23 protein-coding genes are annotated in these 25,798 nt (G+C 58.0%); 11 read left to right on the top strand and 12 right to left on the bottom strand.

The genetic code is table 11. From position 1 onward, the window contains the following. Nucleotides 1-6: 6 nt before the first annotated feature. The 3 genes from G7W63_RS06150 to corA form a co-directional block, all read right to left on the bottom strand. On the bottom strand, nucleotides 7-1,395 hold the full coding sequence (locus G7W63_RS06150) for an MFS transporter (protein ID WP_166254720.1): 1,389 nt from the start codon (nucleotides 1,393-1,395) through the stop codon (nucleotides 7-9). 151 nt (nucleotides 1,396-1,546) lie between these two features. Beyond that, nucleotides 1,547-2,173, bottom strand: a complete 627-nt coding sequence (locus G7W63_RS06145) for a YqaA family protein (protein ID WP_166254718.1) — start codon at nucleotides 2,171-2,173, stop codon at nucleotides 1,547-1,549. A 151-nt stretch (nucleotides 2,174-2,324) separates the two neighbouring features. Continuing rightward, the gene (gene corA, locus G7W63_RS06140; protein WP_166254716.1) at nucleotides 2,325-3,287 is read right to left on the bottom strand and encodes a magnesium/cobalt transporter CorA; all 963 of its coding nucleotides are present in this window, start codon (nucleotides 3,285-3,287) and stop codon (nucleotides 2,325-2,327) included. 361 nt (nucleotides 3,288-3,648) lie between these two features. Here corA and G7W63_RS06135 point away from each other — a divergent pair, with 361 nt between their 5' ends. Beyond that, on the top strand, nucleotides 3,649-4,092 hold the full coding sequence (locus tag G7W63_RS06135; RefSeq protein WP_166254713.1) for a hemerythrin domain-containing protein: 444 nt from the start codon (nucleotides 3,649-3,651) through the stop codon (nucleotides 4,090-4,092). 28 nt (nucleotides 4,093-4,120) lie between these two features. After that, nucleotides 4,121-4,924 carry a DUF1206 domain-containing protein gene (locus tag G7W63_RS06130; RefSeq protein ID WP_207308896.1) on the top strand — a complete coding sequence of 268 codons (804 nt, stop codon included), beginning with the start codon at nucleotides 4,121-4,123 and terminating at the stop codon, nucleotides 4,922-4,924. 11 nt (nucleotides 4,925-4,935) lie between these two features. On the opposite strand, the gene G7W63_RS06125 is transcribed toward G7W63_RS06130, so the two are convergent. Beyond that, entirely contained in the window at nucleotides 4,936-7,692 is a 2,757-nt protein-coding gene (locus G7W63_RS06125; RefSeq protein ID WP_242634328.1) for a mechanosensitive ion channel domain-containing protein, read from the bottom strand. 261 nt (nucleotides 7,693-7,953) lie between these two features. Between G7W63_RS06125 and G7W63_RS06120 the strand changes: the two genes are divergently transcribed. Beyond that, nucleotides 7,954-8,691 carry a DUF72 domain-containing protein gene (locus G7W63_RS06120; RefSeq protein WP_166254710.1) on the top strand — a complete coding sequence of 246 codons (738 nt, stop codon included), beginning with the start codon at nucleotides 7,954-7,956 and terminating at the stop codon, nucleotides 8,689-8,691. Between the two features lie 55 nt (nucleotides 8,692-8,746). On the opposite strand, the gene G7W63_RS06115 is transcribed toward G7W63_RS06120, so the two are convergent. After that, nucleotides 8,747-10,204, bottom strand: coding sequence for an SLC13 family permease (locus G7W63_RS06115; RefSeq protein WP_166254707.1), 1,458 nt, complete (start codon nucleotides 10,202-10,204; stop codon nucleotides 8,747-8,749). Between the two features lie 145 nt (nucleotides 10,205-10,349). On the opposite strand from G7W63_RS06115, the gene G7W63_RS06110 reads away from it, so the two are divergent. Continuing rightward, nucleotides 10,350-11,234: a complex I NDUFA9 subunit family protein gene (locus G7W63_RS06110; protein WP_166254704.1), complete on the top strand. Its 885-nt coding sequence runs from the start codon at nucleotides 10,350-10,352 to the stop codon at nucleotides 11,232-11,234. Between the two features lie 85 nt (nucleotides 11,235-11,319). On the opposite strand, the gene G7W63_RS06105 is transcribed toward G7W63_RS06110, so the two are convergent. Beyond that, nucleotides 11,320-12,192 (bottom strand): putative selenate ABC transporter substrate-binding protein, encoded by an 873-nt coding sequence (locus G7W63_RS06105; RefSeq protein WP_166254701.1) that lies wholly within the window; start codon nucleotides 12,190-12,192, stop codon nucleotides 11,320-11,322. 331 nt (nucleotides 12,193-12,523) lie between these two features. Between G7W63_RS06105 and mtgA the strand changes: the two genes are divergently transcribed. After that, on the top strand, nucleotides 12,524-13,201 hold the full coding sequence (gene mtgA / locus G7W63_RS06100) for a monofunctional biosynthetic peptidoglycan transglycosylase (protein ID WP_166254698.1): 678 nt from the start codon (nucleotides 12,524-12,526) through the stop codon (nucleotides 13,199-13,201). Nucleotides 13,202-13,236: 35 nt separating this feature from the next. Continuing rightward, nucleotides 13,237-13,599, top strand: a complete 363-nt coding sequence (locus G7W63_RS06095; RefSeq protein ID WP_166254695.1) for a hypothetical protein — start codon at nucleotides 13,237-13,239, stop codon at nucleotides 13,597-13,599. A 7-nt stretch (nucleotides 13,600-13,606) separates the two neighbouring features. Here the strand turns inward: G7W63_RS06095 and ggt (G7W63_RS06090) are convergent, their stop codons facing one another. Then, nucleotides 13,607-15,391 carry a gamma-glutamyltransferase gene (gene ggt / locus G7W63_RS06090; RefSeq protein WP_166254692.1) on the bottom strand — a complete coding sequence of 595 codons (1,785 nt, stop codon included), beginning with the start codon at nucleotides 15,389-15,391 and terminating at the stop codon, nucleotides 13,607-13,609. A 235-nt stretch (nucleotides 15,392-15,626) separates the two neighbouring features. Between ggt (G7W63_RS06090) and ggt (G7W63_RS06085) the strand changes: the two genes are divergently transcribed. Both ggt (G7W63_RS06085) and G7W63_RS06080 read left to right on the top strand, forming a co-directional pair. Continuing rightward, a complete protein-coding gene (ggt, locus tag G7W63_RS06085) occupies nucleotides 15,627-17,372 on the top strand; it encodes a gamma-glutamyltransferase (RefSeq protein ID WP_242634327.1) in 1,746 nt (581 codons plus the stop codon). 89 nt (nucleotides 17,373-17,461) lie between these two features. Beyond that, nucleotides 17,462-18,100, top strand: coding sequence for a hypothetical protein (locus tag G7W63_RS06080; protein WP_166254686.1), 639 nt, complete (start codon nucleotides 17,462-17,464; stop codon nucleotides 18,098-18,100). Nucleotides 18,101-18,105: 5 nt separating this feature from the next. Here G7W63_RS06080 and G7W63_RS06075 read toward each other — a convergent pair whose 3' ends face one another. Next, the gene (locus G7W63_RS06075; RefSeq protein ID WP_166254683.1) at nucleotides 18,106-18,900 is read right to left on the bottom strand and encodes a Crp/Fnr family transcriptional regulator; all 795 of its coding nucleotides are present in this window, start codon (nucleotides 18,898-18,900) and stop codon (nucleotides 18,106-18,108) included. A gap of 154 nt (nucleotides 18,901-19,054) precedes the next feature. On the opposite strand from G7W63_RS06075, the gene thpD reads away from it, so the two are divergent. Further along, complete coding sequence (gene thpD / locus G7W63_RS06070) at nucleotides 19,055-19,957, top strand: ectoine hydroxylase (protein ID WP_166254680.1); 903 nt, start codon at nucleotides 19,055-19,057, stop codon at nucleotides 19,955-19,957. Nucleotides 19,958-20,025: 68 nt separating this feature from the next. Next, nucleotides 20,026-21,264: a cation:proton antiporter domain-containing protein gene (locus tag G7W63_RS06065; RefSeq protein ID WP_166254677.1), complete on the top strand. Its 1,239-nt coding sequence runs from the start codon at nucleotides 20,026-20,028 to the stop codon at nucleotides 21,262-21,264. 32 nt (nucleotides 21,265-21,296) lie between these two features. On the opposite strand, the gene G7W63_RS06060 is transcribed toward G7W63_RS06065, so the two are convergent. The 3 genes from G7W63_RS06060 to G7W63_RS06050 form a co-directional block, all read right to left on the bottom strand. After that, complete coding sequence (locus G7W63_RS06060; RefSeq protein WP_166254674.1) at nucleotides 21,297-21,962, bottom strand: AbiTii domain-containing protein; 666 nt, start codon at nucleotides 21,960-21,962, stop codon at nucleotides 21,297-21,299. Nucleotides 21,963-22,151: 189 nt separating this feature from the next. After that, nucleotides 22,152-22,646, bottom strand: a complete 495-nt coding sequence (locus G7W63_RS06055; protein ID WP_166254671.1) for an acyloxyacyl hydrolase — start codon at nucleotides 22,644-22,646, stop codon at nucleotides 22,152-22,154. Between the two features lie 244 nt (nucleotides 22,647-22,890). Next, complete coding sequence (locus tag G7W63_RS06050; protein ID WP_166254668.1) at nucleotides 22,891-24,528, bottom strand: methyl-accepting chemotaxis protein; 1,638 nt, start codon at nucleotides 24,526-24,528, stop codon at nucleotides 22,891-22,893. Between the two features lie 286 nt (nucleotides 24,529-24,814). Here G7W63_RS06050 and G7W63_RS06045 point away from each other — a divergent pair, with 286 nt between their 5' ends. Further along, nucleotides 24,815-24,958, top strand: a complete 144-nt coding sequence (locus G7W63_RS06045; RefSeq protein ID WP_166254665.1) for a DUF3096 domain-containing protein — start codon at nucleotides 24,815-24,817, stop codon at nucleotides 24,956-24,958. A 67-nt stretch (nucleotides 24,959-25,025) separates the two neighbouring features. On the opposite strand, the gene G7W63_RS06040 is transcribed toward G7W63_RS06045, so the two are convergent. Continuing rightward, on the bottom strand, nucleotides 25,026-25,433 hold the full coding sequence (locus G7W63_RS06040; RefSeq protein ID WP_166254662.1) for a DUF3775 domain-containing protein: 408 nt from the start codon (nucleotides 25,431-25,433) through the stop codon (nucleotides 25,026-25,028). Nucleotides 25,434-25,798 lie beyond the last annotated feature (365 nt).

Here is a 25,798-nt window from a genome sequence, read left to right as displayed (position 1 = left end):
CCTGAATCAGCTTTTCGGCCGGTCCTCCGGCGGCGCAGTTTCAATGTCTGTCGCTCGCCCGGACTCGCCGGGCTTTCCGGACGCCTCCAGGTGCCCATCTCTCTCAGCCTCTTCAGAGCCACCCGTGTCCTGTTCAGTCACGGGTTCTGAAGGATGCTGGTCATCAAACTCCTGGTTACGGGGGTCGATGTCGGCAATACCCAGGGCCGCCTCGGGTATGGTCGTATAGTACTGCTCCTGTCTGGCAACCGGAGGATGGGCGACGCGCCCGGGACCGACCAGCATGAAGGCAATCAGCCCGCCGAGAATCAGCGCATTGCTCACAAACAGGCCCCGGGGCCCCAGCAGGTCCATGAACAAGGCGCTGACCAGAGGCCCGACAATACTGCCGACCCCGTAGCTGAGCAGGAGCGCTGTGCTGGCGGCGGTTACCTTGTGGCTGTCCATAAGATCGTTGGTAATGGCGACCGCAATGGGGTAGATGGCCGCCGCTATGCCCATGTAAAGCCCGACGAAGAACACCAGCAGCAACATGTTGTATTCGCCCAGAAGGGCGGCGGCCAGGCTGCAGGCTGCAGCAATGATGGCCGAGATGACCATGACCCGGTAACGGTCGAACCTGTCGCACAGTCGCCCGATAGGCCAGGCAAGAAGCATGGCCGCCACGATGGCCGAAGCCATGAAATTGGAAAGCTGGGTCACATCAAGGCCGATGCGGTTGGCATAAACCGGTCCCATGGCGTAGAAGGCACTGATCAGAAGTCCCGCAATCAGGGCGCCGGCCGTGCCGGCTGGCGATGTACGGTAGAGGTGCCTGAGGGACATGCGCTCACCCCGGGTGATGGTGGGCGATTCCCGTCGGGTCAGGGCCAGGGGCGTGAGAGCGAGAACAACCAGGATGGCCGCCAGGGAAAAAGGGATGAAGCCGGACGGATCACCAACACGGATCAGCACCTGGCCGCCTGCGGTCGAGAGAAAAAAGATAATCTGGTAAATGGCGAACAGGCTGGCCCGGTTCCTGTTATCGGCCTTGCTGCTGAACCAGCTTTCCATAACGATCATCAGGCCGGCCATGACAAAGCCGCCTAACACCCGGAGGAAGCCCCAAAGCCAGGCTTCCACCGCCATCGGGTAGATGAGGACAGAGGCCGAAAGAACTGCAGCAAACACCGCAAAGGCCCGAATGTGCCCGACTTTTTCGATGATCCGGCCTGCATACAGGGTGCCGGCCACAAAGCCCACCGAATAGAAAACTAGTATCCAGCCAATCACCGAGGGGTTGAATTCCTCAATACTGAGGCGCAGACCCAGCAAAGTGGTGAGGAACGCGTTGCCCATGATGAGCAGAATGATACTGGTGATGAGTGACGACAGAGTCAGGGCGGTCCGCTGCATTTATCCTCCTGAATTTGCGATGGCGGTGTTTTAGTCAGGTTTAACCCAAAGTGTTGGGGATGTTTGAACGCAACAAAAGGCCAATTCCCCTGGGCTGCGATTACGGTCTGTTCAGATCTCCTCAGGTTCTCCCGTGTCAGGCTGTGCCTGCTCAGAAATAGGTTGTTGCCAGCACGGCAAGGAAAATCACGGTCAGCACAACAGAGGCGGTGACTTTATGGCGTTCAAACAGCGCCTGTGCCTGATTGCCCGCCACCAGCACCAGTAACGCCAGCCCGAAATACCGCAGCGACCGGGACAGGGTCGACGCCAGAATAAACATTAAAAACGAGTATTTGGTGGCGCCGGCGGCAAGCATGGCAATCTGGAACGGTATGGGGATGACGCCTACCGCGAAGACAAACCAGAATCCCTTGGTTTCCATCTGCAGCCTGACACTTTCATATTGCGCTTCGGTTGCGACCAGCGAGACCAATTGCTCACCGACCGCATCGAACAGAAAGTAGCCTACCGCGTAGCCGATTGAGGCACCCAGCATGCACCCCGCCAGGGCCGCCAAAGCGATAACGAAGAGCAGGTTTCTACGTGCCTGCATCAAGGGAACCATGATGGTTTCAAGGGGGATCGGAACGATGATGGATTCCAGGAACGACGCTATACCGATGCCCCAGAGCATATGCCTGGAATAGATCAGCCGGGCACCCAGTTCCCTGAACTGGCTGAACCGGCCCTGGTTGCCAAGGGTGGGGTCCTCTGCAGGTTCGGGTCCATTTGCCATATGCACTCTCCCTATGCACTGTTTCTGTGTACGCGTCCTGTGAGGTTAACCTTCCGCTCTGAATCCCGTTGATCGTAATACCTGGGGGCCCAGGCGTGAATCACCGTATGCCGGCCACCAGGAGGTGTCCAGTCACTGCAGTACCGTGGTATTACAACCAGCCTTTACGTTTGAAGTACCAGTAGGGTGCTATGCCGGCCGCCACCATGAGGCCAAGAGACCAGGGGTAACCCAGAACCCATTTGAGCTCGGGCATGTAGTCAAAGTTCATGCCGTAGATGCTGGCTACCAGGGTAGGGGGCAGAAAGACCACCGCAGCAATGGAAAAGATCTTGATGATCTGGTTCTGTTCGATGTTGATAAAGCCCTGGGTGGAATCCATGAGAAAGTTGATCTTGTCGAAAAGAAACGTGGTGTGAGACATCAGGGTTTCAATGTCCCGGACGACTTCTCGCAAGGTATCGAGATGCTCGGGATGGTCACGCAGATGGCGCAACAGAAAAGAAATGTCCCGCTGGGAGTCCATCAGGCAGAGACGTATCTTACCGTTGCTGTCCTCCAGGCGGGCCAGCTTGCTGATGGCCTCGTCCAGTTCGGCCTCTTCATCCTCCAGCACCATGTAACTGACGGCTTCCAGTTCCCGGTGAAGGTCCTCCAGGGCGTCGGCATGGTTTTCGACTTTCTGCTCAAACAGAGACACCAGGAGCTCTGATGCTGTGCGGGCTTCCACCTGGCCCCGCCGGGCTCTCATCCGTAATAGCCTGAAATCCGCCGGGTCCCCCTCCCGTATGGTAATCAGCCGCTCCGGCTGGAGGATACAGGCCACTGTTATGGTTTTATGCCGGCCCTCGGCATGTGCCAGAAAAAGCGAGTGCACATGGATACCTGCCTGGTCCACAAAGCAGCGGGCCGAAGCTTCGATTTCCTCGACGTCGTTTGATTGGGGTACATCGGTAAGCAGCAGGCTTTCAAGAAGCTCTCGCTCTTTATCGTCGGGCTCATGGGCGTCAATCCAGCGGGCCTGCTCCAGGTACTGGGATTGGCTATAGCCTTCCACTGTGGCCTTGGGTATTTCCTGAATCAGTCCCTTTTCAATCTTGAATAGCTTCAGCATGTGTTCATCCTGCTCGTTACCCAGGCGTCAATCACCTGAAGCTAGCTTGCCGCCGGGAATCAGAATAGGCAACCCGACTATGCATTAACAGCATTGTAAGTGGCGGCGATTTGCATACGGGTGCTAACTATTGACAAGGGTCAGCGTGGTTCAATATGTTGGTGAAGCATTCAGGCTCGGTTGGAGTGTCCAGGTTCCGGGGTCTTGAAGAGGCCAGAAAATGGCCATGAAGCAATTGCAGAATGGCGATACAGGAAACAGAAGAACCAGAAAAATCAGAGCAAACAAGGTATATCCTGGGATCTGTTGCCAGGAATACCAAAGCCCGCACCAGGGCCGACTACTTTGAGAGGGAACTCATATGGATATTTTCGCGGCGCTCAAGGAAGACCATGAAGTCCAGCGCACACTCATCGACCAGCTCTGCAAGACCGAAGGCAGCAGCGATGGGCGTAAGGAACTGTTTGAGCGCGTAAAGGCCTTGGTCAGTCATCATGCCGCTTCGGAAGAGCGTCATTTCTACATTCCCCTCATGAAAGATGATCTCACCCAGGAGAAAGCCCGCCACAGTGTTGCGGAGCATCACGAGATGGATGAAATGATGGAGGAGCTCACTGAAACCGACATGAGTTCTCCCCACTGGCTGGCGGTTGCCAAAAAACTGCAGGACCAGCTTCATCACCATCTTGACGAAGAAGAAGATGAAGTCTTCCCCCTCGCTGACAAGGTACTGTCCCAGAACCAGAAAACCACATTGGCCTCCCGCTATCGCGAACTGATGGACGAACAGCAGAGCGCAGGCTGAGGCACCGTCCTGGCAACGGAGGCCAAACATGAATAAGTCAGACGTACGTGAGCCGTTCAAGGGCCTCGCCCGCATGGGTTACAGTGCCCGCGGCGTGATTTATCTTGTGGTTGGCGCCCTGGCCATCCTGACAGCGATCGGAGAAGGCGGTGAGACCACCGGTTCCAAGGGCGCTATTCTGGAAATCCTGCGGCAGCCTTTTGGCCGGACCCTGATCGCAATCATGATCGTGGGTCTGGTGGGCTATGTATTGTGGCGGTTTACCCAGGCAATCGCCGATCCGGACCGGCATGGCCGCTCCGCCAAGGGCCTGGCCATAAGGGCCGGCCTGGTCGCCAGCGCCATCACCCATACCGTGCTTGCCTACTGGGCCCTCCAGTTACTTCTGAGCCAGATGGGCGCCAGCGACGGCGGTGGCTCGGGGTCAGGTGGCGGTGAGAAGGAGGCGTTCCTGGCCACCGGGGCCGGGCAAATGGTCATGGGAGTTATTGGCGTGGTGCTGATAGGGGTGGGGTTTGCCCATATGTACAAGGGCTGGACCGCCCGCTTTGAAAAGTACATGTCCTTTCCCCCCAATCATCGGGGCTGGGCGTGCCCCCTGTGCCAGTTTGGGTTAATTGCCCGGGGTGTGGTCTGGGTCATAGTGGGCTGGTTCTTTATCGATTCTGCCCGCCGGGCCTATGGCAATGACATCAAGGGCGTGGCGGAAGCCCTGGATACGCTCCGAACATCACCCTATGGCGACTGGCTTCTGGGTATCGTGGCAGCCGGTCTGTTTGCCTTTGGCCTCTACAGTCTTCTGGAAGCGGTCTACCGGCGCCTTGGGGTCTGACCCGGGCGGTGTTATACCTCATCGCCCGGGGCCCGGCTCCGGTTTTCATCGTCGTCCCGGGTTTCTATGCGCCGCCCTGATTGTGTATCAACCATGGTACGCACATGGATGTCCCGCTGTGGAAACGGGATCTGGAACCCGGCGTCACGAAGGGCTGTCGTCATCGAGGCATGGAGTTCGTGTGACAACGGCATATAGTCCAGCAGATCCTTGATAAAGACTCGGACCTCGAAGTCGATACTGCTGTCTCCCAGGCCGACACAGAAGACCGCAGGCGCCGGGTCATCCACCACCCGGACATTGCCTTGGGCCACCTCCATCAGGACCTGTTGTACGGTATCCACATCGGCACCGTAGGCTACCCCGACCTTGACGATGACTCGGACAATGGGATCGGACAGGGTCCAGTTAGTCAGATCCTGGGTCACGAAGGTCTTGTTGGGGATGATCTGCTCCTTGCGGTCCCAGTCCACCAGTGTGGTGGCCCGTATCCGGATCCTCGAGACGGTGCCCGTGGTACCACCTATGGTCACGGTATCGCCCACCCTTATGGGTCGCTCGAACAGAAGAATGATCCCGGAGACGAAATTGGCGACAATTTCCTGCAGGCCAAAGCCAAGCCCAACCCCCAGGGCGGCCACCAGCCACTGCAGTTTCGACCATTGCAGTCCGATCACCGCCAGCGACACCATGACCCCCAGCAATACAATGATGTAGGTGATGATGGTGGTAATGGCATAGCCTGAGCCCGGCTCAAGATGGAGCCTGCTGAGTAGGGTGATTTCCAGGGTCCCAGGCAGATTGCGGGCCGCGACCACGGTACCGACAATAACGATCAGCGCCAGCATGAGGTCCCCCAGGGTGATGGGCAGCGGATCGGCATCCTCAAGGCCGGTACTGATAGTCCATAGCGTAATGTTGTCGAACAGTTGCAGAGCTGGGATCACATTCGCCCAGAGCAACCACAGCCCGGTGGCTGCAACCGCGAATGCCACGATACGCAGCAATGTCGTGCTCTGCTGGCTAATATCCCTGAGGTCCATTTCCGGCATTTCCAGCGCCGGTGGCAGCCCTTCACCGGATGACTCGGCCGCTTCCCGGGTTTCTGCCATTTTGCGCTCGGCCGCTCTCTGTTCCTGTAGGCGTTCAAGGGTGAGCCGACGTTCAGGTACCGCCAGGGCACGAAGTCCTAAATAAAAGAGCAGCATTACCAAGGCCAGCCAGCAGATGCTGATAAAGACGTTTCGCTCCAGCTGAACGGCGGTGTAATGATAGCCAAGCAGGGACGCCACCGTAAGAATCAGGGGCACAAGAACCGCAAGCAGGTGGAGCAGCTTGAGAAATTTGCTGTTCGAGCGGGCTGTCCGGACCGTCCCCATGATTCGGTGCGCAAAGACGGCGAGGGTGACCGAGATCACCGCAAAGATAAGACGCCCGAGACTGCTGCGGTAGTCAGCCCCGCCGGGCGTCTCTAGAGTAGGCGCGATGATAACCAGCGGAATCAGTACCAGCATCAGCATTGGCGTTTCACGCCGGATGGCCGCCAACGTGGCGGCGTGCCACCGGAAGTGGGACTCACCCAGGCCACCCTTGAAGGCCACCTTCCGGACAAAATTGAACAGGAACAGGATGACCGCGGCTGCCGTGAAGCCATTGGACAGCGCCGCTGTGAATGGACCCCCTTCCATCAGCAGAAGGGCCAGCAGGGTAAGCACCAGGACATCGGGCAGGGCGAGTAGAAAGCTGTTGCCCAGGGCGGCAAAAGTGGTCCCAATATGATCATGAGTGACATTGCCAACGTAACGGCCCGAGTTGACCAGATGGGCCCGTATCTTCCTGCGCTTGTAAAGCAGCAGCGCCAGCACCAAAGACACCAGTGCAATGCTTGGCGCTCTCTCCCGGGCCGAGGCAGTAACGTCATCCGGAAGAGACCGCCAGTGGTTGGGTGAGCCAAACCACACCATGGCTTCGAACAGTTTGGCGAAGGTATTGGAGCCAACGGTGGCCTCGCTCGGTAGCCAGAAAAGGCGCTGACGCAGCAGTTCCTTGTAGGCGACCATACGTTCCTGCAGGGTGGCAACGGTATTGAAGTATTCGTTAAGCACATCGATATGGCTGGTCACCGCTTCATGGAGTTTGCGCAGGAGTTCAGCCCGTTGTTGACGGCGTTGTCCGCTGACATCGCCGGAGGGGTCTATTATGGCTTCGAACTCTTCCAGCCTGAGCTGCTCCTCCCTCGCATTGGACAAACGCTCCCGGATACCGACAATCAGGCTGTCGGCTATGCCATGGCTCTGCAGTCTGTCGAGTCTCTGCCTGAGCAGGGAGGCGTACTCGTCCGTCAGGTTCAGGCCGGCCTTTTCCAGACGGAGCTCGAAGCTGTCGTACTCATCATTCAGCCGGTTGAGGAGGGTCTCGGCGTACTCCAGCCGTTCAACACTGGCTTCCAGTGCGTCCAGGCGCTGGTCGAGTGCCTGCTCCAATGCCTGGATCTGCTCTGCGATACTTGAGGTCGCGGCCTCAGAAAGGTCAAGTTCAAGGGGCTCCCGGGTTTCTTCATCGATATCGGGCTGAACCGCAGGTAGCGGTACCTCCTGCTCGGAGTCACCCTGATCGCTCTCGTCGGAGGGCGCCTGTTCGGTCTCTGCGGCAGGCGTTTCTACGGCCTCTTCGGCCTGGATCTGCAGTGCCAGCATGCTGAGCAGCAGAATGACCCCGATGAGGCTGGCAAAAGAGAGGCCGGATCTGTTTGATAGTCGCGCTGACATGCTTTTCAGTGTCCTCAATTCCCGGGCCCGGTTGTGGCCCAAGTGTAGCTGCAAATGAAATCCGGTGAGAGTCAGATGGCGTAATGGACCTGACCTCACACTCGGAGTGTCCTTTGCGTGGCTGGAAGGTTTTATTTGATGAACGCCGGGGGTAGCCTAAGGGTATCTGCTTTTTTGGCGTTGAACCGTTGTACATCATTTGCACTGCTAATCACCTGAACATTTAGGGTTTCAAAAGCAACCGCAGAGAAGGACGACAGTATGCACCAGGGACAGGTTTTTGTGGGAACCTCAGGTTGGAACTTTAAAAGCTGGGAGGGCGATTTTTACCCCGACCGCATGCCGGGCAAGGAGCTGTTACCGGAATATGCCCGGCATTTTCGTAGCGTGGAAGTGAATAACAGCTTCTATAACCTGCCCGAACCGGAAACCGCTGAGGCGTGGGCGAAGGACGTACCAAACGACTTCCGTTTCGCCTGCAAGGCCAGCCGCTATATAACCCACATGAAAAAGCTCAAGGATCCGGCCGAAGGTATTGACCGGTTGATGGAGGCTCTTGAGCCTTTGGGTAAAAAGCTGGGCCCGATTCTGTTCCAGTTGCCACCCAACTGGCGCGTGAACACCGAACGCCTGGAAGCCTTCCTGGAAAAATTACCGGGCAGGCACCGCTACACCTTTGAATTCAGGGACCCGAGCTGGCACTGCGATGAGGTGTATGAACTGCTGGAAGAATACAAGGCAGCCCTGTGTTTCTACGACTACCAGAAATACCAGTCCCCGGAGCGGCCCACTGCGGATTTTGTCTATATCCGGCTGCATGGCCCGGAGGAGACCGCCTACACCGGCTCCTACGACGGCCGCACGCTGGCAGGCTACGCCCGCAAGATCCAGCGCTGGCAGGAAGAGGGGCGGGATGTGTACTGCTACTTCGACAATGACGAGAAAGCCTGCGCACCCAAGGACGCCGCCAAGCTCTGCGAGATGCTGGCGGGGCGCTAGACGCGGCACCGGGCTTCTACCGGCGCCGGCGAGCCCAGCGTAGCAGGGTGGCGCTTCAGAGACCGAAAACCATGCCCATCAGCAGGTACGTCAACAGCGTCACAACCACGATACCGGCCAGATTGAGTACGAAGCCGGCGTGGAGCATGTCGCCTATTCGCATGTGGCCGCTGCCAAACACAATGGCGTTGGGGGGCGTCGCCACCGGCATCATGAAGGCGCAGCTGGCGGCTATGGCAGCGGGCACGGCAAGCAGCTCGGGTGCTGCCCCCTGAGATACCGCGAGGGCGCCCATCAGGGGCAGGAACGCCGCTGCCGTGGCGGTGTTGCTGGTAACTTCGGTGAGAAAGATGATGACCGCCGCCACCAGCGCTATGGTTAGCAGAATCGGCAGTGTTTCGACCACCGACAGACTTTCGGCAATCCATTCCGCAAGCCCCGAGCTGCTGATGGCACCTGCCAGTGACAACCCGCCACCGAATAGCAGCAGCACTCCCCAGGGCAGGCCCTGAGCCGTGGTCCAGTCCATAAGGAAAATACCTTTCCGGAGTTCGACAGGAATCAGGAACAGGGCAATGGCCGCGGAGATGGCGATAACCGTATCGTTCAGCCAGGGCAGCAGTGTGTCGGACAGCAGAGGCTGAAGTATCCAGGCAGAGGCAGTCAGAACAAACACCGCAAGGACAAGTTTCTCACCCTGCTGCATTTTACCCAGCTCGCTGAGCTGTTCCTTGATCAGAGTGTTTTCCCTGCCGCCCGGGCTGGCGCCAAGATCGCCTCTGGTAAGCCACCACCAGACCGCCAGAAGCATGGTGGCGGCCACCGGCACACCCAGCAGCATCCATTGGGCGAAACCGACATTGATGTCGTGATTATCCACCAGATAAGCCGCCAGCAGGGCGTTGGGCGGCGTACCGATCAGTGTGGCGATACCGCCGACACTGGCGGCGTAGGCTATGGCCAGAAGCAGTCGGGTGGCAAAGCGCCGGTCCGCATCAGCGCCCTGGCCTTCGCGCATATTGATCACCGAAAGACCGATGGGCAGCATCATGATGCTTGTGGCGGTGTTGGACACCCACATGCTGAGGAAAGCGGTGGCAAGAATGAAGCCGGCAATCTGCCGCCTCGGCTGGTTACCCACGGTCAAAAGTATGTTCAGGGCTATGCGCCGGTGCAGGTTCCAGCGTTGCATGGCCAGCCCCAGGGTAAAACCGCCAAGAAACAGGAAGATGATCGGATGGGCGTAAGGCGTGGTAGCGTCCTTGATGCTGCCTATGCCCAGGGCGGGAATGAGGACGATAGGAGCCAGGGCAGTGGCGGGTATGGGTATGGCTTCGGTGGACCACCAGGTCGCCATCAGCAGCATGAGGCCAAGGGCATGCCATGCTTCGGTACTCATGGTTGCTGGCGCCGGCACCAGCAAAGCAACCAGCAAAAATAACGGGCCCAGGATCAACCCGATGCCCTGAGCCCGGTTCAGCCCCTTTTCCCGCTCGGAAATTTTGTCATCCATGGCCTCGAATTCCTCCCCTGAAGCACGGCATAGTATGAGTCTGGATTAACGTTTACATGGGGGCGACCAGGAAGCAAGGTTCCCAAAGTGTTCTTGCCCTTGGCAAACATTTCAGAGACAAGGTCCAAATGACAGGGAGGTAAACATGCCCGCACGCAGGGTCACGGTATTGGGCGGTAGCGGTTTTCTTGGCAAGGCGGTATCCAGAGAGCTGGCAGAACAGGGGTTTGAGGTCCGCATCGCCTGTCGGAACCCGGCAAGGGTGTCCGTGGGCTTATCAAGCCGTGTTGAGTTGGTCACCTGCGATATCCGCAATGAGGACGACGTAACACGAGCGCTGACCGGTGCCGACGCGGCGGTCAATGCCGTTTCTCTGTACGTTGAAAAAGAATCACTGACCTTTGAAGAGATCCACGTTGTCGGAGCCGGGCGAATCGCGAGATGCGCCCGGGAATGCGGGGTCGGGCGGCTCGTTCAGCTGTCCGGTATCGGCGCCAGTGAGGCGTCGCCATCCAGTTATGTAAGGGCCCGGGCGCGGGGAGAGCGAGTGGTCGCTGAGCGCTTTCCCGATGCCATTATTCTGCGTCCCAGCGTGCTTTGCGACCGGGATGCCGGTTTCGTGGACGCCCTCAGGCTTGTAAGCAGGCTGCCGGTGGTCCCCCTGTTCGGCAAAGGGCAGACTCGGCTGCAACCTGTTTATGTGGCAGACGTGGCCGCAGGCGTGCGTGGCGCCATCAGTCTGGCTGACACTGCCGGCAAGTGCTTCGAGCTCGGCGGCGCGACTGTCTATACCTACCGAGAGGCGGTCGAGCTGGTTCTGCGGCATGAACACCGCTCACGCCCCTTTTTGCCCCTGCCTTTTCCGGTCTGGCATGGGATTGCGGCCGTGCTCGGTCTCTTGCCCAATCCGCCCCTGAACCGGGACCAGGTGTTTCTCATGGAGGAGGACAACGTCGTCAATCCGGAGTTCCCCGGTTTTGCTGATCTGGGGGTGGAACCGGTGGATCTGGAAACCCTGCTGCGAGCTTGAGGCGCCCGTCCGGTAATGCTGGCCAGGGAAAGTCGGTCAATGCCGGACGGGTCTATCGCACCCTTTATGGCCGTTATGGCCGTACTTAATCGAGGATGCCAATTTCCTTGCCGACTTTCTCGATGGGCTCATAGAGATCATTGGACGCCGGAATAAAGGCTGTGCGGGGGAAGTTGTCCAGGAGCTCCCTGTCGTCCAGCTTCAAAAGCGCTTCCGTCACCCGCTCTTTGAATCCCTCCCCAAACTTTTCATCCACGCCCGCGCGAATGGTCCACTGATAGTTCGGGTAGGGCGGTGTGGTCCAGATAATGCCGACCTGGTCAGTGTCGATATTTCCATCCTGAAGTTCTTTTTCCCAGACTTTGAAGTTCACAACTCCGGTCTGATAAGTGCCGGCTTCGACCAGCCTGAGTGTTCTGGTGTGATTGCCGCTGTAGCCTACCCGGGAAAACACGTCGTCTGGTGATTCATCAAATGCTTCACGAATGTGGTATTCGGGCATCAGGCGACCTGAGGTAGAGCCCTTGGAGCCGAACGTAAAAGTTTTGCCGCGGAGCTCTTCAGAGAGGTCGTCCATCGGTTCCAGGTCAGCGCTCTTGTGAGCGATGAAATGGGACACGAAATTGGAGGCATCCTCGGTGCCCTGGGCAATGGCTTCAGAGCCAGGAACGAGGTCTCGTGCCTGAACGCCGGACAAGCCGCCAAACCATGCCAATTGCACCTGGTTATTACGGAAGGCTGAGATAGCCGCAGCATAAGATTTCACCGGTATGTAACGTACCTCAACATCGAGCTCTTCCGAGAGATAGTCTGCCATGCCCTGAAAACGTTCGACGAGCTTGGTTTCATCCTCATCTGGAATGGCAGTAAAGATAAAGGTCTCGGCAGCGATGGGGGAACTGAAAAGCAATGCCGTAAAGCTCGCTATGCTCACTCTTTTAAAGATGTCACGGATCATGTTGTGCCTGCATTGTGAATGGTTGAATGAACGAGACGATGCCCCGGTAAGGCCAGGCGCATTTAAACGGAGTATACCCGCTTGTATCGCGCGCAGGAGAGAAGTACGGCTCGACAGAGCAACTGGACTCCTATCGCAAGAATTGCCTGATTCGATCGTAATCGGGACACGTCGCTGATGCTTACAAAGTTATAGGGGTGGAAGTCTGCGCCAAAGTCACTATTATTACCAAGAGGTAATGGTATTGCCATGTTCAGGGGAAAATCTCCGGATATGATTCGCCGCCTTCACTTGTGATAAGTGGAGGTGACATCAGACAGGGAGTTGAACAGTGGCAAAACGTTCATTCGTATGGGGCCTGGGGCGTTATCTGATTCTTGCCACAGCCGGACTACTGGCTTTTGTGGCCGTGGTGCTGGTGGCCTTGCGGTTCGTGAATCCGCCAACCTCAGCGTTCATGGTAGCGCATCAGCTTTCGGCCGATGACGCCCGCGTCCGTCAGAACTGGGTGGCGCTGGAGGACATTTCCCGCTGGATGCCCAGGGCCGTGGTGGCAAGTGAAGACCAGCGTTTTCTGGCGCACTGGGGCGTCGATGTTAACGCCATTCAGGCCGCGTTGGATGAATATCGTAGTGGCGGGGGGCTGAGGGGCGCCAGCACCATAACCCAGCAGACCGCCAAGAACCTGTTTCTCTGGGACGGCAGGAGCCTGTTTCGTAAATCCCTGGAGGCGCTGCTGGCGGTGGCCATTGACGCCTCCTGGTCGAAACAGCGAATCATGGAGGTCTACCTGAACATTGCGGAATTCGGGCGGGGCATTTACGGCGTTGAGGCGGCAAGTCAGGCTTTCTTTGGCATCAGCGCCAGCCAGTTAAGCCCACAGCAGGCAGCGCGGTTGGCGGCTGTGCTTCCCAGCCCGAAAAAGATGAGTGCCGCCGATCCGACGCCCTACCTGTGGCAGCGGGTCCGGTGGATTCAGCAACAGATGGCCCCTCTTGACGGATTTTAGAGGGGCGTTTCTACGGTTTGAACAGGGAAGGTTAAATGACCAGACGACGTACACTGTTAGTGCTGATCATCGGGATTGCGCCGGTTGCGATCTGGGCCGTGGGACGGCCGGGGGCTGCGCCTCAGACGATAGAGCAATCGGTAGAGGTAAGCAGCCCGACCGGCGAGGCCATGTCGATAACCCGGGTAATGAAAGTGAACCCGAACGGCAGCTATACGCTTTTGAAACTTGAGCCTGCCGACCAGGTAACCGCTTTCTACGATCGGGCCTGTAAAAAATTGCTGGGCCTGGAAGCCCGTTATTCAGGACCGGGCAGGCACGTGCTGTTTACCAAAGAGGCGAACCCGGGTTATTCCTGTGCCAGCAGCGAGGCTTTGACAGCGGAGCTGCCCCGCTGACGGGACACTAGTCCCCCAGCGCAACACCATCCATGCGCGGATCTGCGCCACCACGCCAGCCTGCCGCCAGGCGTTCTATACCGTGCAGGCCGCTTTCCAACTCAACGATATCGACCCGGTGGCCCATGGCCTTAAGGGCGTTGGCGTGTCTGGCAGCCGAGGTGCCTGCTTCCAGTTCCAGAGCTTCACCGGCGCCCCGATGCAGAAAGTTGGGTTGGGCAATGGCTTCCTGCATGCTCATCTCCCAGTCTAGAACCCCGACCAGCGCCTTGACCACGTAGCCGATGATACGGCTGCCGCCACGGGACCCGACAATAAAGCGGACCTCGCCCTGTGGATCCATGACAATCACCGGTGCCATGGAACTGCGGGGACGCTTGTTCGGCCGTACCGCGTTAGGCACTGCTTCGCCATCGTAGGTAGGCTTGAAGGTGAAGTCCGTGAGCTGGTTGTTGAGCAGAAAACCCCGGACCATATTGCGATTACCGAACGGAGCCTCAATGGAACTGGTCATGGAGACGATATTGCCCTCGGTATCCACAATGTTGAAATGCGAGGTCCCGGTGGTCTCTTTTTCATCTGGTACGGGTTCTTCTTCAAGGTACACGGGGCCTTCGGGATCCCCAGGCCGGGCTTCGGCCATTGCCTGTTCGGGGTTGATGAGATCCCCCCGCCGGGCCAGGTAAGCTTCCGAGGTCAGTGGCTCGGAGGGGACGTCGACAAAGGCGGGGTCACCCACATAATGAAAGCGGTCTGCGAACGCCAGCCTGCTGGCCTCGGCGATCAGATGGATGGCTTCAGCGCTGCCTGGCTCCAGGTCGCCCATTTCAAATTTCTCCAGCATCCCCAGGATCTGAAGCAGGGCTATACCGCCGGAAGAAGGTGGTGCCAGGCCGCACAGGGTCCATTCCCGATAGTCGCCACAAACGGGCTCACGTTGCTCGGGCCGGTAGGCTGCCATGTCGTCCAGGGTAAGGTCACTGCCCCATAGCCACCACCGGTCACCGGCGCCATTTACAATGTCTTCTGCCAGGGAACCGGTATAGAAAACATCAGGACCCTGCTCCGCAATCAGACCCAGGGTCTCTGCCAGCGCCGGATTCCGCAGGCGGGGCTCGTCGTCCTGCCACTGCTCCACAAAGTAGTTGTCGGTGTCCGCAAGAATGCGGAGTGACCAGTCCCGGTCAATCTGGCGCTGCAGTCGTGCTGGCATGGGTATGCCGTCGCTGGCCATCCTGATAGCGGGCTGGAACAGATCTGACCAGGGCTGTGAGCCATGATCCCCATGGGCTTCGTGAATCATCGCCACCAGACCCGGCACACCGATGGAAAGCCCGCTGGGCACGGCCAGGGTCAAGGGCATACGCCATTGCCAGAGCATGAAACGGTCGGGTTCTGCGGCGGCCGGGGCCTTTTCGCGGCCATCGTACATGGTGATCTTGCCGGTTTCGCCATCCCGGTACAGCAGGAATCCGCCGCCACCGATACCCGTCTCTGGCGCTTCAGTGAATGTCAGGGCCATTTGCACCGCGACCGCAGCGTCCATGGCATTACCGCCGTTGCGCAGCACCTCCACCCCGGCCTCAACCGCTAGCGGATTGGCAGCGGTTACCATGAAGCGCTCACCGGTCTGCTCTGCCGGGCTCTGTCCCGGTGCCGGAACACCGGAGCTCTCGGCCGGGGCCGAGCATGCCTGCAGGCCCGCCAGGGAAACCACAAGAGTCAAGGGAAGGATCCGCTGGAACCGGACTGAAAGGCCTGACACCATCTCAAGCAGTGTTGGCTGAGGCATTGGGACTCCTTGTCGTTGGACTTGATCGCCTGCAGGTCGGCACAGGTCCTGGTGACGGGACATTAGCCTTGCTGGAACACGACCTGCGCGGTTATGTTCCCTTATGCCGAAGTCATCAGGCAGATGCAAGATCACGGCAATGGCGAGGTCGTCCCCATGAACAGCCTGTAATATGGCCTGACGCAGCTTGCCGGTGGACGGGCACAGACATACACAAGACAGGATGTCGGACACCATGGACCGGACAAACAGCGGTATAAAAACCAGGGCAGTTTTTTTGACGGGTCTGGTGGGACTTGTTGCCTTGCTTTGGCCAGGCCTGGTTACGTCTGACCAGACTGAAAACATCGGGGAACCCGACCCCGCCAGGATGATGGTCGCCTCCGGTAATCGGGTTGCCTCAGAGGTGGGGGTCAGAGTCATCGAGCGTGGCGGCAACGCGGTGGATGCAGCGGTTGCAGTACAGATGATGCTGGCATTTGTAGCGGGGCCTTCCACCGGCATCGGCGGCGGCGGTTTCATGGTTTACCGAGATGGGCAGGACGGTAACATCACGGTATACGATGGCCGTGAAACGGCACCGGGAGCCATTGATCCGTCATTGTTGCTGGTTCTGCCGGGGGTGCCCATGCCTTTGTGGTTTGCCGTTATCAGTGGTTATGGCGCCGGTGTGCCAGGCACGGTTGCCATGCTCCATCTTGCCCACTCCGAACAGGGCCGGCTGCACTGGGCTGACCTGATCCAGCCGGCTATTGCGGCAGCGCGCAAGGGCGTGGACGTGCCCGAGCGGTTGCAGCTTCAGGTGGCCAAGGATCCTTCCCTGGGGCTCTTTGACGGGCTCGAGGCTGTCTTTGTAACGCCAGTAGAAAATGGCGACCGGCTTACCAACAAGGCCCTCGCCGATACCCTGGAGCGCATCGCTGAGGAAGGTCCGAGTGCGTTTTACGAAGGTGCTATACCAGAAGCGATTGTCGCCGGTGTGAGGAATGAGTCGCTGTTGGGCAGTGGCCTGACTACGGAAGACTTCGACAGCTACGAAGCCAAACGGCGTGAGCCGGTATGTGGCGACTACCGGGAGTGGACCATCTGCGGCCCGCCACCGCCCAGTGGTGGTGGCCTCGCTGTGCTGCAATTGCTGGGCATCCTCGAACACTTCAACATGGGGGCCATGGAGCCCGGCTCCGCCGAGGCAATACATGTGTTTTCTGAAGCCAGTCGTCTTGCCCTGGCGGATGTGAATCACTATGTCGGCGACCCTGCCTTTGTCGATGTACCCCTTGAGCATTTATTGTCCGATGACTACCTGGCTGAGCGGGCCGCGCTGGTCTCGCCGGACGAGGTCCGGGATGAGGTAAGTTCGGGAACGCCCGACAGCGAGCTTGAAAACGGAGTCTCACGGATTCTGGAGCCCAGGACCAGCTATGGCACCTCCCACTTTTCCATTGTCGATGGCAACGGCGGGGTGGTCAGCATGACCAACTCCAACGCGGCGCCTTTTGGCAGTCGGGTCGTTGTGAACGGTTTTGTAGTCAATAGCCAGCTTACGGATTTTGATTTCGACCCCCGTGTTGACGGCCAGCTTGTGGCTAACGCGCCGGAGCCGCACAAGCGCCCGCGCAGTTCGATGTCTCCGGTGATCGTCATGGACCCTGAGGGCGAGGTGCGTTTGGTGGTGGGCTCCCGGGGCGGCGGCCGCATCGTCCACTATGTTGCCAAGGTGCTGGTGGCGGTGCTGGACTGGAACCTGAGCATCCAGCAGGCCATTGACCTGCCCAATGTGGCCAATCAGGGCCACGAACTGGAACTGGAGGAGCACCGCGTTTCCCCGGCACTGGTTGAGCAACTGGAGAACCTGGGCCATGATGTGGCAGTGCATGAGCTTATGAGTGGTCTCCACGGTTTTGAGCGCCATGGTTCAGGCTGGCGTGGAGGCACCGATGCCCGGGTAAAGGGAAGCTACGTGCCCGGAGCAGGCCAATAACGACCAGGAGCCTCGGCCTGAGGTGAAGGGGCCGAAATTGAACGGAGTCTGCTGAGGCGGTGTACCGGCAATGTCAGGGAGGACATTAAATGCTCGAATGGATGCGACAGAATTCAGACCTGTTATCCACCTTTGCCAATTATGGCACCTTGCTGGTCTGGGTTTTCTACGCCCAGTTGCTTTATAGCGGGTTCCGTCGGCAGCGGCGCCCCCGGATCCTCATCAACAAAGGCGTCGGCTCTCGCGACCTGGATTCGCCCTGCCTGATCTGCAACATGAGCCAGGAATCCATTTTCATACAGTTCATCATGGTACGTCTCAAGACCAATCAGGGCACTTACAGCGTGCCTGCGACCGATCCTGAAGAAGGTGCTGTCCCTGAGGAGGATGTTTCCACTGCGACACGACAGGGGCCTCTTGCACCGGGCTCCTGTTTCCGGCTGCGGTCATTCGAGAGGTTGTTGACGAAAGCAGCTGCAGAAGCGGATATTGAAACCGATGGGCATATCCCCACCGATCCTGAAATCGAGTTCCAGAAGCTGGAACTCTGCGTCGTCTACATATATGGTCCGCAAGACGAGCCGCTGGGCGCCTCCCGGGAGTTCGACTTCCGTTGTGACCGCGACAGGAAAACCATTTCCCTCAGTCCCAGCAGCATAGACACCCATCGCATGACTTCAATGAAACACCGGCGCCTCATCAAGTCATGGCTGAGAACCCATCTTTAGACAATCTACTCTTCCGAGTTGTCATCGGCATTAGTGAAGGCGGCGTCTATCCGGAGCTGGGCCTCACGGGCGTGGTCGAGCATGTCGTCAATGTTTTCTTCGAGATAGCCGGGGTCGAAACCGGCCACTTCCTCCAGGGCTTTTATATTCAGTAGCTCTACGCCGCCATTGGTGGGTAACAGGAGATTGTCATTCTTCAGTTCTTTCAGGGTCCTGTTGATGTGCACCACGCTTAGGCCGAGGGCATCTGCAAGCAGGACCTGGGGCAGGGGCAGGCGGAGGTTGCCGCTGGTGTCGACGTCCGTCTTCTTCAGGCGTTCAGCTATTTCAACCAGGAAGTGAGCCACTTTTTCTCGGGCGGAGCGACGCCCCAGATTGACCAGCCTCTCAAGCAGGATGGCCTGGTCCCGGGCCGCGATCATGAAAAAAATGTTGCACAGCAGCAGAGATTGGGAAAACACATCGGTCAGCCGGGTTTTAGGGAAGGCACACAGTTCGGCATCACTGAGCAGGGCAAGACCGGTGATGCGATGGCTGAAGGCAAACTCCCGGAGCCCGACGATGTCGCCAGGCACGTAGATGTCGAGAACCTGACGGGTGCCGTCGTGCATGTTCCGATAGGTATAAGCCCAGCCTTTGCTGACCGTGTAGAAATGCCGCGATGGTTCTCCCTGTTCCCACAATACCGAGTTCCTGGCGTAGGCCCTGGGGCTCTTTTCGAGTGAAGCCAACAACGTCCGGTCGCGTTCAGTCAACGGCGAGTAATTTTCAAAATGCTTGATGATGCAACTGGTGTGCACGTAGCCCTCCTGGTTACAAACTCCTCATGTGTATTCACGCCACGTGCTGGGCGTCCCGGGCCTCTACCATAACCTATGTTGTAGAAGCATGTTTATCCCCTTGTTAGGTTCTCAGCTCACAAGGAGTCTGAAATACGCTAGGAGCCAATTGATTATGCTACAACATGCAGATTTTTACCCAACCCGTAATGAATCGGAACAGGCGATGTTTCCCCGCCAGGAGCCGGTCATTCACAGCAGGGGTGCCCAGCAGACAGCGGGGCCGTTGGGAAAGTCCCAGCTTGACCAGTTTGATCGCGACGGTTTTCTTTGGTTCAACGGTTTTTTCCAGCCGGAAGAAGTAGATTCGTTTCTCGGGGAGCTGGTTACCATGGCCAAAGACCCAAATATGAGGGACCGGGAAGAAGTGGTCATGGACGCAGGACGCGAGGAGATACGCTCGGTATTCGCCATGCATCAGTTCTCGGAGGCGTTTGACCGGATGACCCGCGAGCCCCGCATTGTGGACATGATCCACCAGATTCTTGGCAGCGACGTCTACATTCACCAGTTCCGTATTAACAGCAAAACCGGCTTTTCAGGGGGTGGCTTTGAGTGGCACTCTGACTTCGAGACCTGGCACAGCGAAGATGGCATGCCCAAGATGCGTGCCATCAGTGCCTCCATCATGCTCACCGAGAATAATCCCTATAACGGTCCACTGATGCTGATCCCTGGCTCCCACAAGCAATTCGTCCCCTGCGTGGGCAGAACCCCCGAGCAGAACTGGAAAAGCTCGCTCAAAAGCCAGTCCATCGGTGTTCCACCACGGTCTGCCATTGCGCAGTTGGCGGGTGACGACGGCATAGCGGCACCGGTGGGTCCTGCTGGCTCATTACTGCTCTTCGAGTGCAATACCCTGCACGCTTCCAACCGCAACATGTCACCCTGGCCCAGGGCCAACCTGTTCTTTGTCTACAACAGCGTGGATAACCAGCTGGGCAAGCCGTTCAGCAGCCCCAAGCCCAGACCGGAGTATCTGGCTACCCGGCCTCAGAATGTTGGCCGGGGGTTCTGACTGGCTGATTTGGAACCAGGGCATTGAACGGTTAGAGTAGTTCTGTCGGAGCGCAGGGAGGCGTAATTTTGACAGAACTCAATCTGGCACTGGCCCTGATAGGCGGGTCCATACTGATCAAGGGACTTCTCGCCCGGCCACTGAACCGCAGCATTTTCTCACTGCCGCTGCTGGCCTTTGCGGTGGGCGTACTCGCAGGCCCGGTAGCGGGTCTGCTTCACCCTGCCCAGTGGGGCGACGACATGAGGCTTCTGGAGGAGGCAGCCCGCCTCACCCTGGGCATTAGTCTGATGGGCATCGCCCTGCGCCTTCCGCGACGTTACATTTTCGTTCATGCGCGCTCTCTTTTGGTACTTCTGTGTATCGGCATGCCCCTGATGTGGTTGGTCAGTGCCGGTCTGTCCTGGGGCCTTCTCGAGATTGCGCTATTGCCGGCCTTGATGCTGGGCGCTTCTGTCTGTGCCACTGATCCTGTGGTGGCGAGTTCCATCGTGACCGGAGGTGTTGCCCATGAGAACCTGCCCGGTCGTTTCCGTCATACCCTGTCCTCAGAGTCAGCCCTGAATGATGGCCTGGCCCTGCCGCTGGTTATGCTACCGATTCTGCTGCTGTCGAAAGACGCCAGCGCGGCCTGGACGGAGTGGCTGATCCAGGTAATCGGGTGGAAGGTGATCGGCGCGGTTGTGTTCGGGGCGGTGGTTGGTTTGCTGGCCGGATGGGGTCTGCGCTTTGCTGAAAGGAGGGACTACATTGACCAGCCTTCCTTTCTGGTGATGACCCTGACCCTGACCCTGTTTACCCTCGGGCTGGGCAAGCTGCTGGGTCTGGACAGCATACTCGCTGTGTTCGTCGCCGGCGTGGCCTTCGACCAGGAAGTTGGCGGTAAGGAACGGGCGGAGGAGGCCAACATCCAGGAGGCAATCAACCTGTTCTTTACCCTGCCGGTATTCATGCTGTTCGGTTTGATGATCCCATGGTCTGACTGGAGTGAGCTGGGCTGGCGCGGTCTGGGCCTGGTGCTCGCTGTGCTGGCGTTACGGCGAATCCCGGTTATCTTGTTGCTGCGGCCGATGATAGGCCGCTGGCGGGATCTGAAGATGGCATTGCTGGCCGGGTGGTTCGGTCCCATCGGGGTTTCTGCCCTGTTCTATGCTGCCCTGGTGCATCGGGAGACTGGCAATGAGCAGGTCTGGGTTGTGGCCAGCCTGCTGGTGGCCGCCTCGCTGGTAGCTCACGGCGTTACTGCAGCGCCTGTCGCAAAAACCTGGGGCAGACGCTTCGGTAAGCCCGGGGATCAGGACCAGTGAGACTGGTGCCCCGTCTGGCTCCAGACGGCACACTAACCTGCCCGGCCGAAAACTCGCTCAAAGAAACCGGCGGCGCGCACATCCGGAATGGGCAGTTTGTCTTCCTCGTCCATGGCCCGGCGCCAAAACCTCTCGGGGTCATCCAGGTGCGCGGCCTGGGCCCTTTCCGCTTCTGTGAAGGAATTGTGCTCACCACAGGCATCCAGTTCGATCAGATCCATGGTCCAGAGGTAGACAGCGGATCGGATCATTCTCAACAGCCGGCAGTAATGCTCCCGACTGACGGTTATGGCCAGCTGCGCCTTGAGGTTGATCTGGGACTGGACCAGGGCAAGCTGCTCCGGTGAGAAGGCGACCTGATTGCCACTGCCTTTTTTGCAGCTCAGGCAGATCTTTTCCAGCTCCTTCACGCCACTGTTGATATCGAGATGGGCGAATTCCCGCTGCTGGGTCTCGTCCACGGGAGCTGGAATCCAGCCGTACTGTGGCGACTTGGCGACGATGTGACCGGGGATATCCAGACGATAGGGTGGAAGCTGGACACCCTCACCGTAGCCTGCAAACTCGGTCCGTAGCCATGCGGCCATGGTTCGGTGCCGCAGCATCATGGCCAGGGTTATGGCCGCGGGCATGATTTCCGTGAAGGGATCATCCGCGTCCCGAAGACGCTCTTCCAGATGGTTAACCGGTGCCGCCATCAGGTCTACTCCTTGGGCTCTACGGTCGGCACCAAACGGGGCTGGCGCACGACTTCAGTTCTTGTTTTGGGTGACGCCCCTGGCTACAGGAGGGAGAGGCTTCCCTAAAGCTAGGCCGGTAACGGGGAGCCCGCAAGGAGTAAAACGTTGCCCTTGGTTACCGAAGGTAAGAACTTGAAAGATTAAGGCTCATGGAAAGGGTAGGCTGAAGGAAAGTACAGCGGCTTCAGTGCCCGGGTTTTCTTCCGATAAGCCGCCATTGGAGAGATGGAAGATGGCAGCGCCCAGTCGGTAGCCGGCCTCGAAGCGATAGCTCAGTTCCAGCCCACTGCGGAACTCCAGGGGCAGACCCAGATCCAGATTGGGCCGGCTATTGAAGCGACCGACCCCGAAACTCGGGGTCAGCAGCCAGCGTCCGCCCAGGTGGAAATCCCGTCGCAGCTCAGCGTAGATAAAGTTGGCGTCATCGGATGTCCAGGCAAGCCCGAAGGAGGGCACCAGGCGGTACCGGGTGACGGGCGCCATCCGGTATTCCACGCCATAGCGCCAGGGAGACTCAAGATGGCGGTCAATACCTACCTGACCGGCGGTCACATTAAGAAGGGACTGGCCTGGAGGATAAGGCTGGCTCTCACTGGGTGCCTCGTTCTCCTCATTTTCAACTGTCGTGCTTTCCGCAAGCACGGTAGATCCTGCCAGTATCTGAAAAAGCAGCAAAGCTGATAATGCTAAACGACGTGAACCTGTAGTCTGCAACCGATGGCCCTCCTTGGCTCAGGTTAACCTTAGGTTACTATTTTGTGGAATAGGCATGGCTATTCCAATAGTTGCCGTTAATTCCTACTGAATGGTAATTACAGATTTGCAACCATTAGACAGGCTACCCGTTATGCAGGGTTACACCTTGAGCTACCGGCCTGGCCCTGGCTCATGTCTTGAAAAAACTCACCTTGCCGGTGAGCTTGTCCGCAAGCTCGGAGAGCTCCTTGCTGGACGCAGCCACCTGTTCCGAACCTGCCGCGGTTTCAACGGTCGCATCGTGGATGCGGGTAATGTTCCTGTTCACTTCTTCGGCCACCGCACTTTGTTCCTCGGAAGCGCTGGCTATCTGGGCGTTCATGTCATTGATCGACCCGACTTCACGTCCGATACTGGCCAGGGCCTGTTCCGCTGCCGCCGTCTGTTCCACTGTCTTGCGGGCCAGGTCGCGGCTGGTTTCCATGACAGAGGCTGCCTTGCCTGCGCCGACCTGGAGCTTGGCAATCATCTCCTGGATTTCCCGGGTCGAATCCTGGGTGCGGGTTGCCAGGGACCGGACTTCGTCGGCAACCACGGCAAAGCCGCGACCGTGAGTGCCTGCACGGGCCGCTTCGATGGCAGCGTTCAGGGCTAGCAGGTTGGTCTGCTCGGCAATGGCGTTGATCACCTCGATGATGTTTTCGATGTCTGCGCTGTCCTTCGAAACCCCATGAACCGTGATGGCAGCGTCCTCCAGGGTTTTGGCCAGATTGTTGATGGCATTGGCGGTGTCATGGACCACGTGGGTGCCGGAATTGACTTCGCCATCAGCGGTCTGGGTGGCGGAAGCTGCCTTGGCTGCGTAGTCAGCCACCTCGGATACGGAAGCGGCCATCTCGTTGATGGCCGCGGCCATCTGCTCGGCCTCCCGGGTCTGGATACGAATCTGCTGGCTATTGTTCTCTGAGGTGGATAGCAACTCAGCTGCGGCGCCGTTGAGGGATTCCGCCCCTTCGCGCACTTCCCTGATGGTACCGACGATCTGTACGAGTGCGGTTTTAAGGGCTCCCATCACACTGTCTTCGTACGGCGTATTGATGTTATGGCGCAGTTCGCCCTCGGCCATCCGGCGAATGACCTCGGCTACCTCGTGGGGTTCGGCACCGAGCGTACGTTTGAGCTTGCGGATAATAAGCACTGACACCACGACACTCAGCACTAGAGCCAGGGCAGTCAGACCAAGCATGGTCCATTCAAACTCGCCTGCGGCCTCGCGGACATCGGAGATATCGCTCTGTATATAGTCTTCCTGATAATCGATGAACTCGTTGATCTGCTTGAGCCATAAACTGTAGGCCGGCGACACGTCGGCCAACAGAAAGTCGCGGGCTTCTTCTATGCTACCGTCCTGGCGCAGGTCGACCAGCCGGTCAGTCAGGGCCAGGGTGGTGATTTCGGTTTGCTGGATGCGCTCCAGCAGTCGCTGTTCGGTATCGGTGTATTGCTGGCTGCTGAACAGGTTTTCCATTGCTCTGGCCGAGTCCCGGTAGAAGTCTGCCAGTGCGGCTACATCGCGAAGATGGGACGTCAGAGCCCGGTCTTCCCGCACCAGCACGGCATCCCGGATGGCAATCGCCCGGTCGTGTACGCTGCCTCGAAAATTGATAGCCTGACGCTGCTTGGCTGCGGCACCCTCGCTGACGGTGGTCAGCGTCTCGTCAATGAATCCGACCCGGTTGATCCCGATCAGGGTGATGGCGATCATCAATGTCAGGATTAACCCAAAACTCAGAGCAAGCCTTTGAGCGACGGTGAGTTGTGCAGTCATGGTGGCAGACCTTTGTTGTCGAAAGTTTCATATTGGCCAGTCCGAAAGATGAGTAGCGCTTTGGATTTATGGCTCTGGCGTGGATTGGAACCAGGGAATACTGTCGGCCAAGGCTAATGGATGAGCGGATTCGGTCTGTATATTGTTAATTTTTAAAAGTTTTAGGTTTCAGAATGTGAACGCCGGAGAGGATCTTCGATAACCAAAGGGGAGCCAGTCTGTTAGGCTGAAGACCGAACGTCAGGGAGACCCCTGACTTATCCGTGGCAAAGGAGGGAGCTTCACAATGACACTGCATCTGGAGATTGCACCGCTGATTACACTGGGAGCGGGCATCGCGATCCTGTTTTTCCCCAGGTTGCTTAACTACATTGTGGCTGGGTATCTGATTGTGCTGGGTACCCTGGGCTTGCTGGGGCAGGGGTTCTGAAAGACCTGATTCTGAGGAGGCATGCTCAGGCGATCATGCCCCTCCATTTTCCATTCAGGGTTGGCTCTCAGCCCGGGTTCAGGAAGTTGGAGTCCTGGCAGCTGTAGCCATGCAGGTCCAGACCCTCACGCAGGTGGTCAGCCAGCATAGGGTGCTGTATCAGGTAATCCGCTGTCTCAGGTGTCCACTGTTCCTGGGCCTGCTTTACTATCTCTTCCCATTCCTCAAGCACATAGTCACCACGACCTAGCCACAAGAGCGCGATCACTTCCTGCTGCTGGTCCGGCTCCAGATCCTCGACTACGGTCTTGAATTCCTCGAGGCCAGAGTTGTCACCGGTATCCACCAGCATCTCCTGGGCCCAGTCCTCGGTAGGATCATCGGGGCTATCCAAATCGGTGGCCGGCTCCTGCACATGGTAACTCTCTGCAAGTTCAATCAGACGACAGATGGTTTCCGGGTTGGTCTGTAGCATGGGTGGCTCCTTTTTGATGCAATTTCTCAACGTGAGGGTCCTGGTGAATGTTCTGGCGTTGTGGAGCAGGAATTTCAACTCTGGCAGCCTTGATTTTGCACCTTCGATATCCGTACTTTTCCCGCTATTGCACAAGCCGGCCCGTGGTAATATCAATTGCCCACCCGCTGGTCAGCCCAATCAGTTGCTTTTAGGCGCCCGCCCAACAGGTGAGAATTTCACGGGTCTGAAGTTTGAATTTACTGATCGGGGTACCTGAGATGAGCAAAGAACAAAAGAACGTCAAAGAAACGAAGAAGAAACCGACCATGACGGCGAAAGAGAAGAAGGTCGCAAAGCGCGAGAAGAAACAGCAGGGCTGAGCC

It is taken from the genome of Marinobacter salicampi, assembly GCF_011074795.1.
Taxonomy (GTDB): domain Bacteria; phylum Pseudomonadota; class Gammaproteobacteria; order Pseudomonadales; family Oleiphilaceae; genus Marinobacter; species Marinobacter salicampi.
The sequence above is the reverse complement of the archived record's forward strand: the minus strand, read 5'-3'. Positions and strand labels throughout refer to the sequence as shown.

Coding starts and splice junctions, on each gene's coding strand:
- G7W63_RS06150 (WP_166254720.1), bottom strand. CDS start 1,395: ATGCAGCGGACCGCCCTGACTCTGTCGTCACTCATCACCAGTATCATT.
- G7W63_RS06145 (WP_166254718.1), bottom strand. CDS start 2,173: ATGGCAAATGGACCCGAACCTGCAGAGGACCCCACCCTTGGCAACCAG.
- corA (WP_166254716.1), bottom strand. CDS start 3,287: ATGCTGAAGCTATTCAAGATTGAAAAGGGACTGATTCAGGAAATACCC.
- G7W63_RS06135 (WP_166254713.1), top strand. CDS start 3,649: ATGGATATTTTCGCGGCGCTCAAGGAAGACCATGAAGTCCAGCGCACA.
- G7W63_RS06130 (WP_207308896.1), top strand. CDS start 4,121: ATGAATAAGTCAGACGTACGTGAGCCGTTCAAGGGCCTCGCCCGCATG.
- G7W63_RS06125 (WP_242634328.1), bottom strand. CDS start 7,692: ATGTCAGCGCGACTATCAAACAGATCCGGCCTCTCTTTTGCCAGCCTC.
- G7W63_RS06120 (WP_166254710.1), top strand. CDS start 7,954: ATGCACCAGGGACAGGTTTTTGTGGGAACCTCAGGTTGGAACTTTAAA.
- G7W63_RS06115 (WP_166254707.1), bottom strand. CDS start 10,204: ATGGATGACAAAATTTCCGAGCGGGAAAAGGGGCTGAACCGGGCTCAG.
- G7W63_RS06110 (WP_166254704.1), top strand. CDS start 10,350: ATGCCCGCACGCAGGGTCACGGTATTGGGCGGTAGCGGTTTTCTTGGC.
- G7W63_RS06105 (WP_166254701.1), bottom strand. CDS start 12,192: ATGATCCGTGACATCTTTAAAAGAGTGAGCATAGCGAGCTTTACGGCA.
- G7W63_RS06095 (WP_166254695.1), top strand. CDS start 13,237: ATGACCAGACGACGTACACTGTTAGTGCTGATCATCGGGATTGCGCCG.
- ggt (WP_166254692.1), bottom strand. CDS start 15,391: ATGCCTCAGCCAACACTGCTTGAGATGGTGTCAGGCCTTTCAGTCCGG.
- ggt (WP_242634327.1), top strand. CDS start 15,627: ATGGACCGGACAAACAGCGGTATAAAAACCAGGGCAGTTTTTTTGACG.
- G7W63_RS06080 (WP_166254686.1), top strand. CDS start 17,462: ATGCTCGAATGGATGCGACAGAATTCAGACCTGTTATCCACCTTTGCC.
- thpD (WP_166254680.1), top strand. CDS start 19,055: ATGCTACAACATGCAGATTTTTACCCAACCCGTAATGAATCGGAACAG.
- G7W63_RS06060 (WP_166254674.1), bottom strand. CDS start 21,962: ATGGCGGCACCGGTTAACCATCTGGAAGAGCGTCTTCGGGACGCGGAT.
- G7W63_RS06050 (WP_166254668.1), bottom strand. CDS start 24,528: ATGACTGCACAACTCACCGTCGCTCAAAGGCTTGCTCTGAGTTTTGGG.
- G7W63_RS06045 (WP_166254665.1), top strand. CDS start 24,815: ATGACACTGCATCTGGAGATTGCACCGCTGATTACACTGGGAGCGGGC.
- G7W63_RS06040 (WP_166254662.1), bottom strand. CDS start 25,433: ATGCTACAGACCAACCCGGAAACCATCTGTCGTCTGATTGAACTTGCA.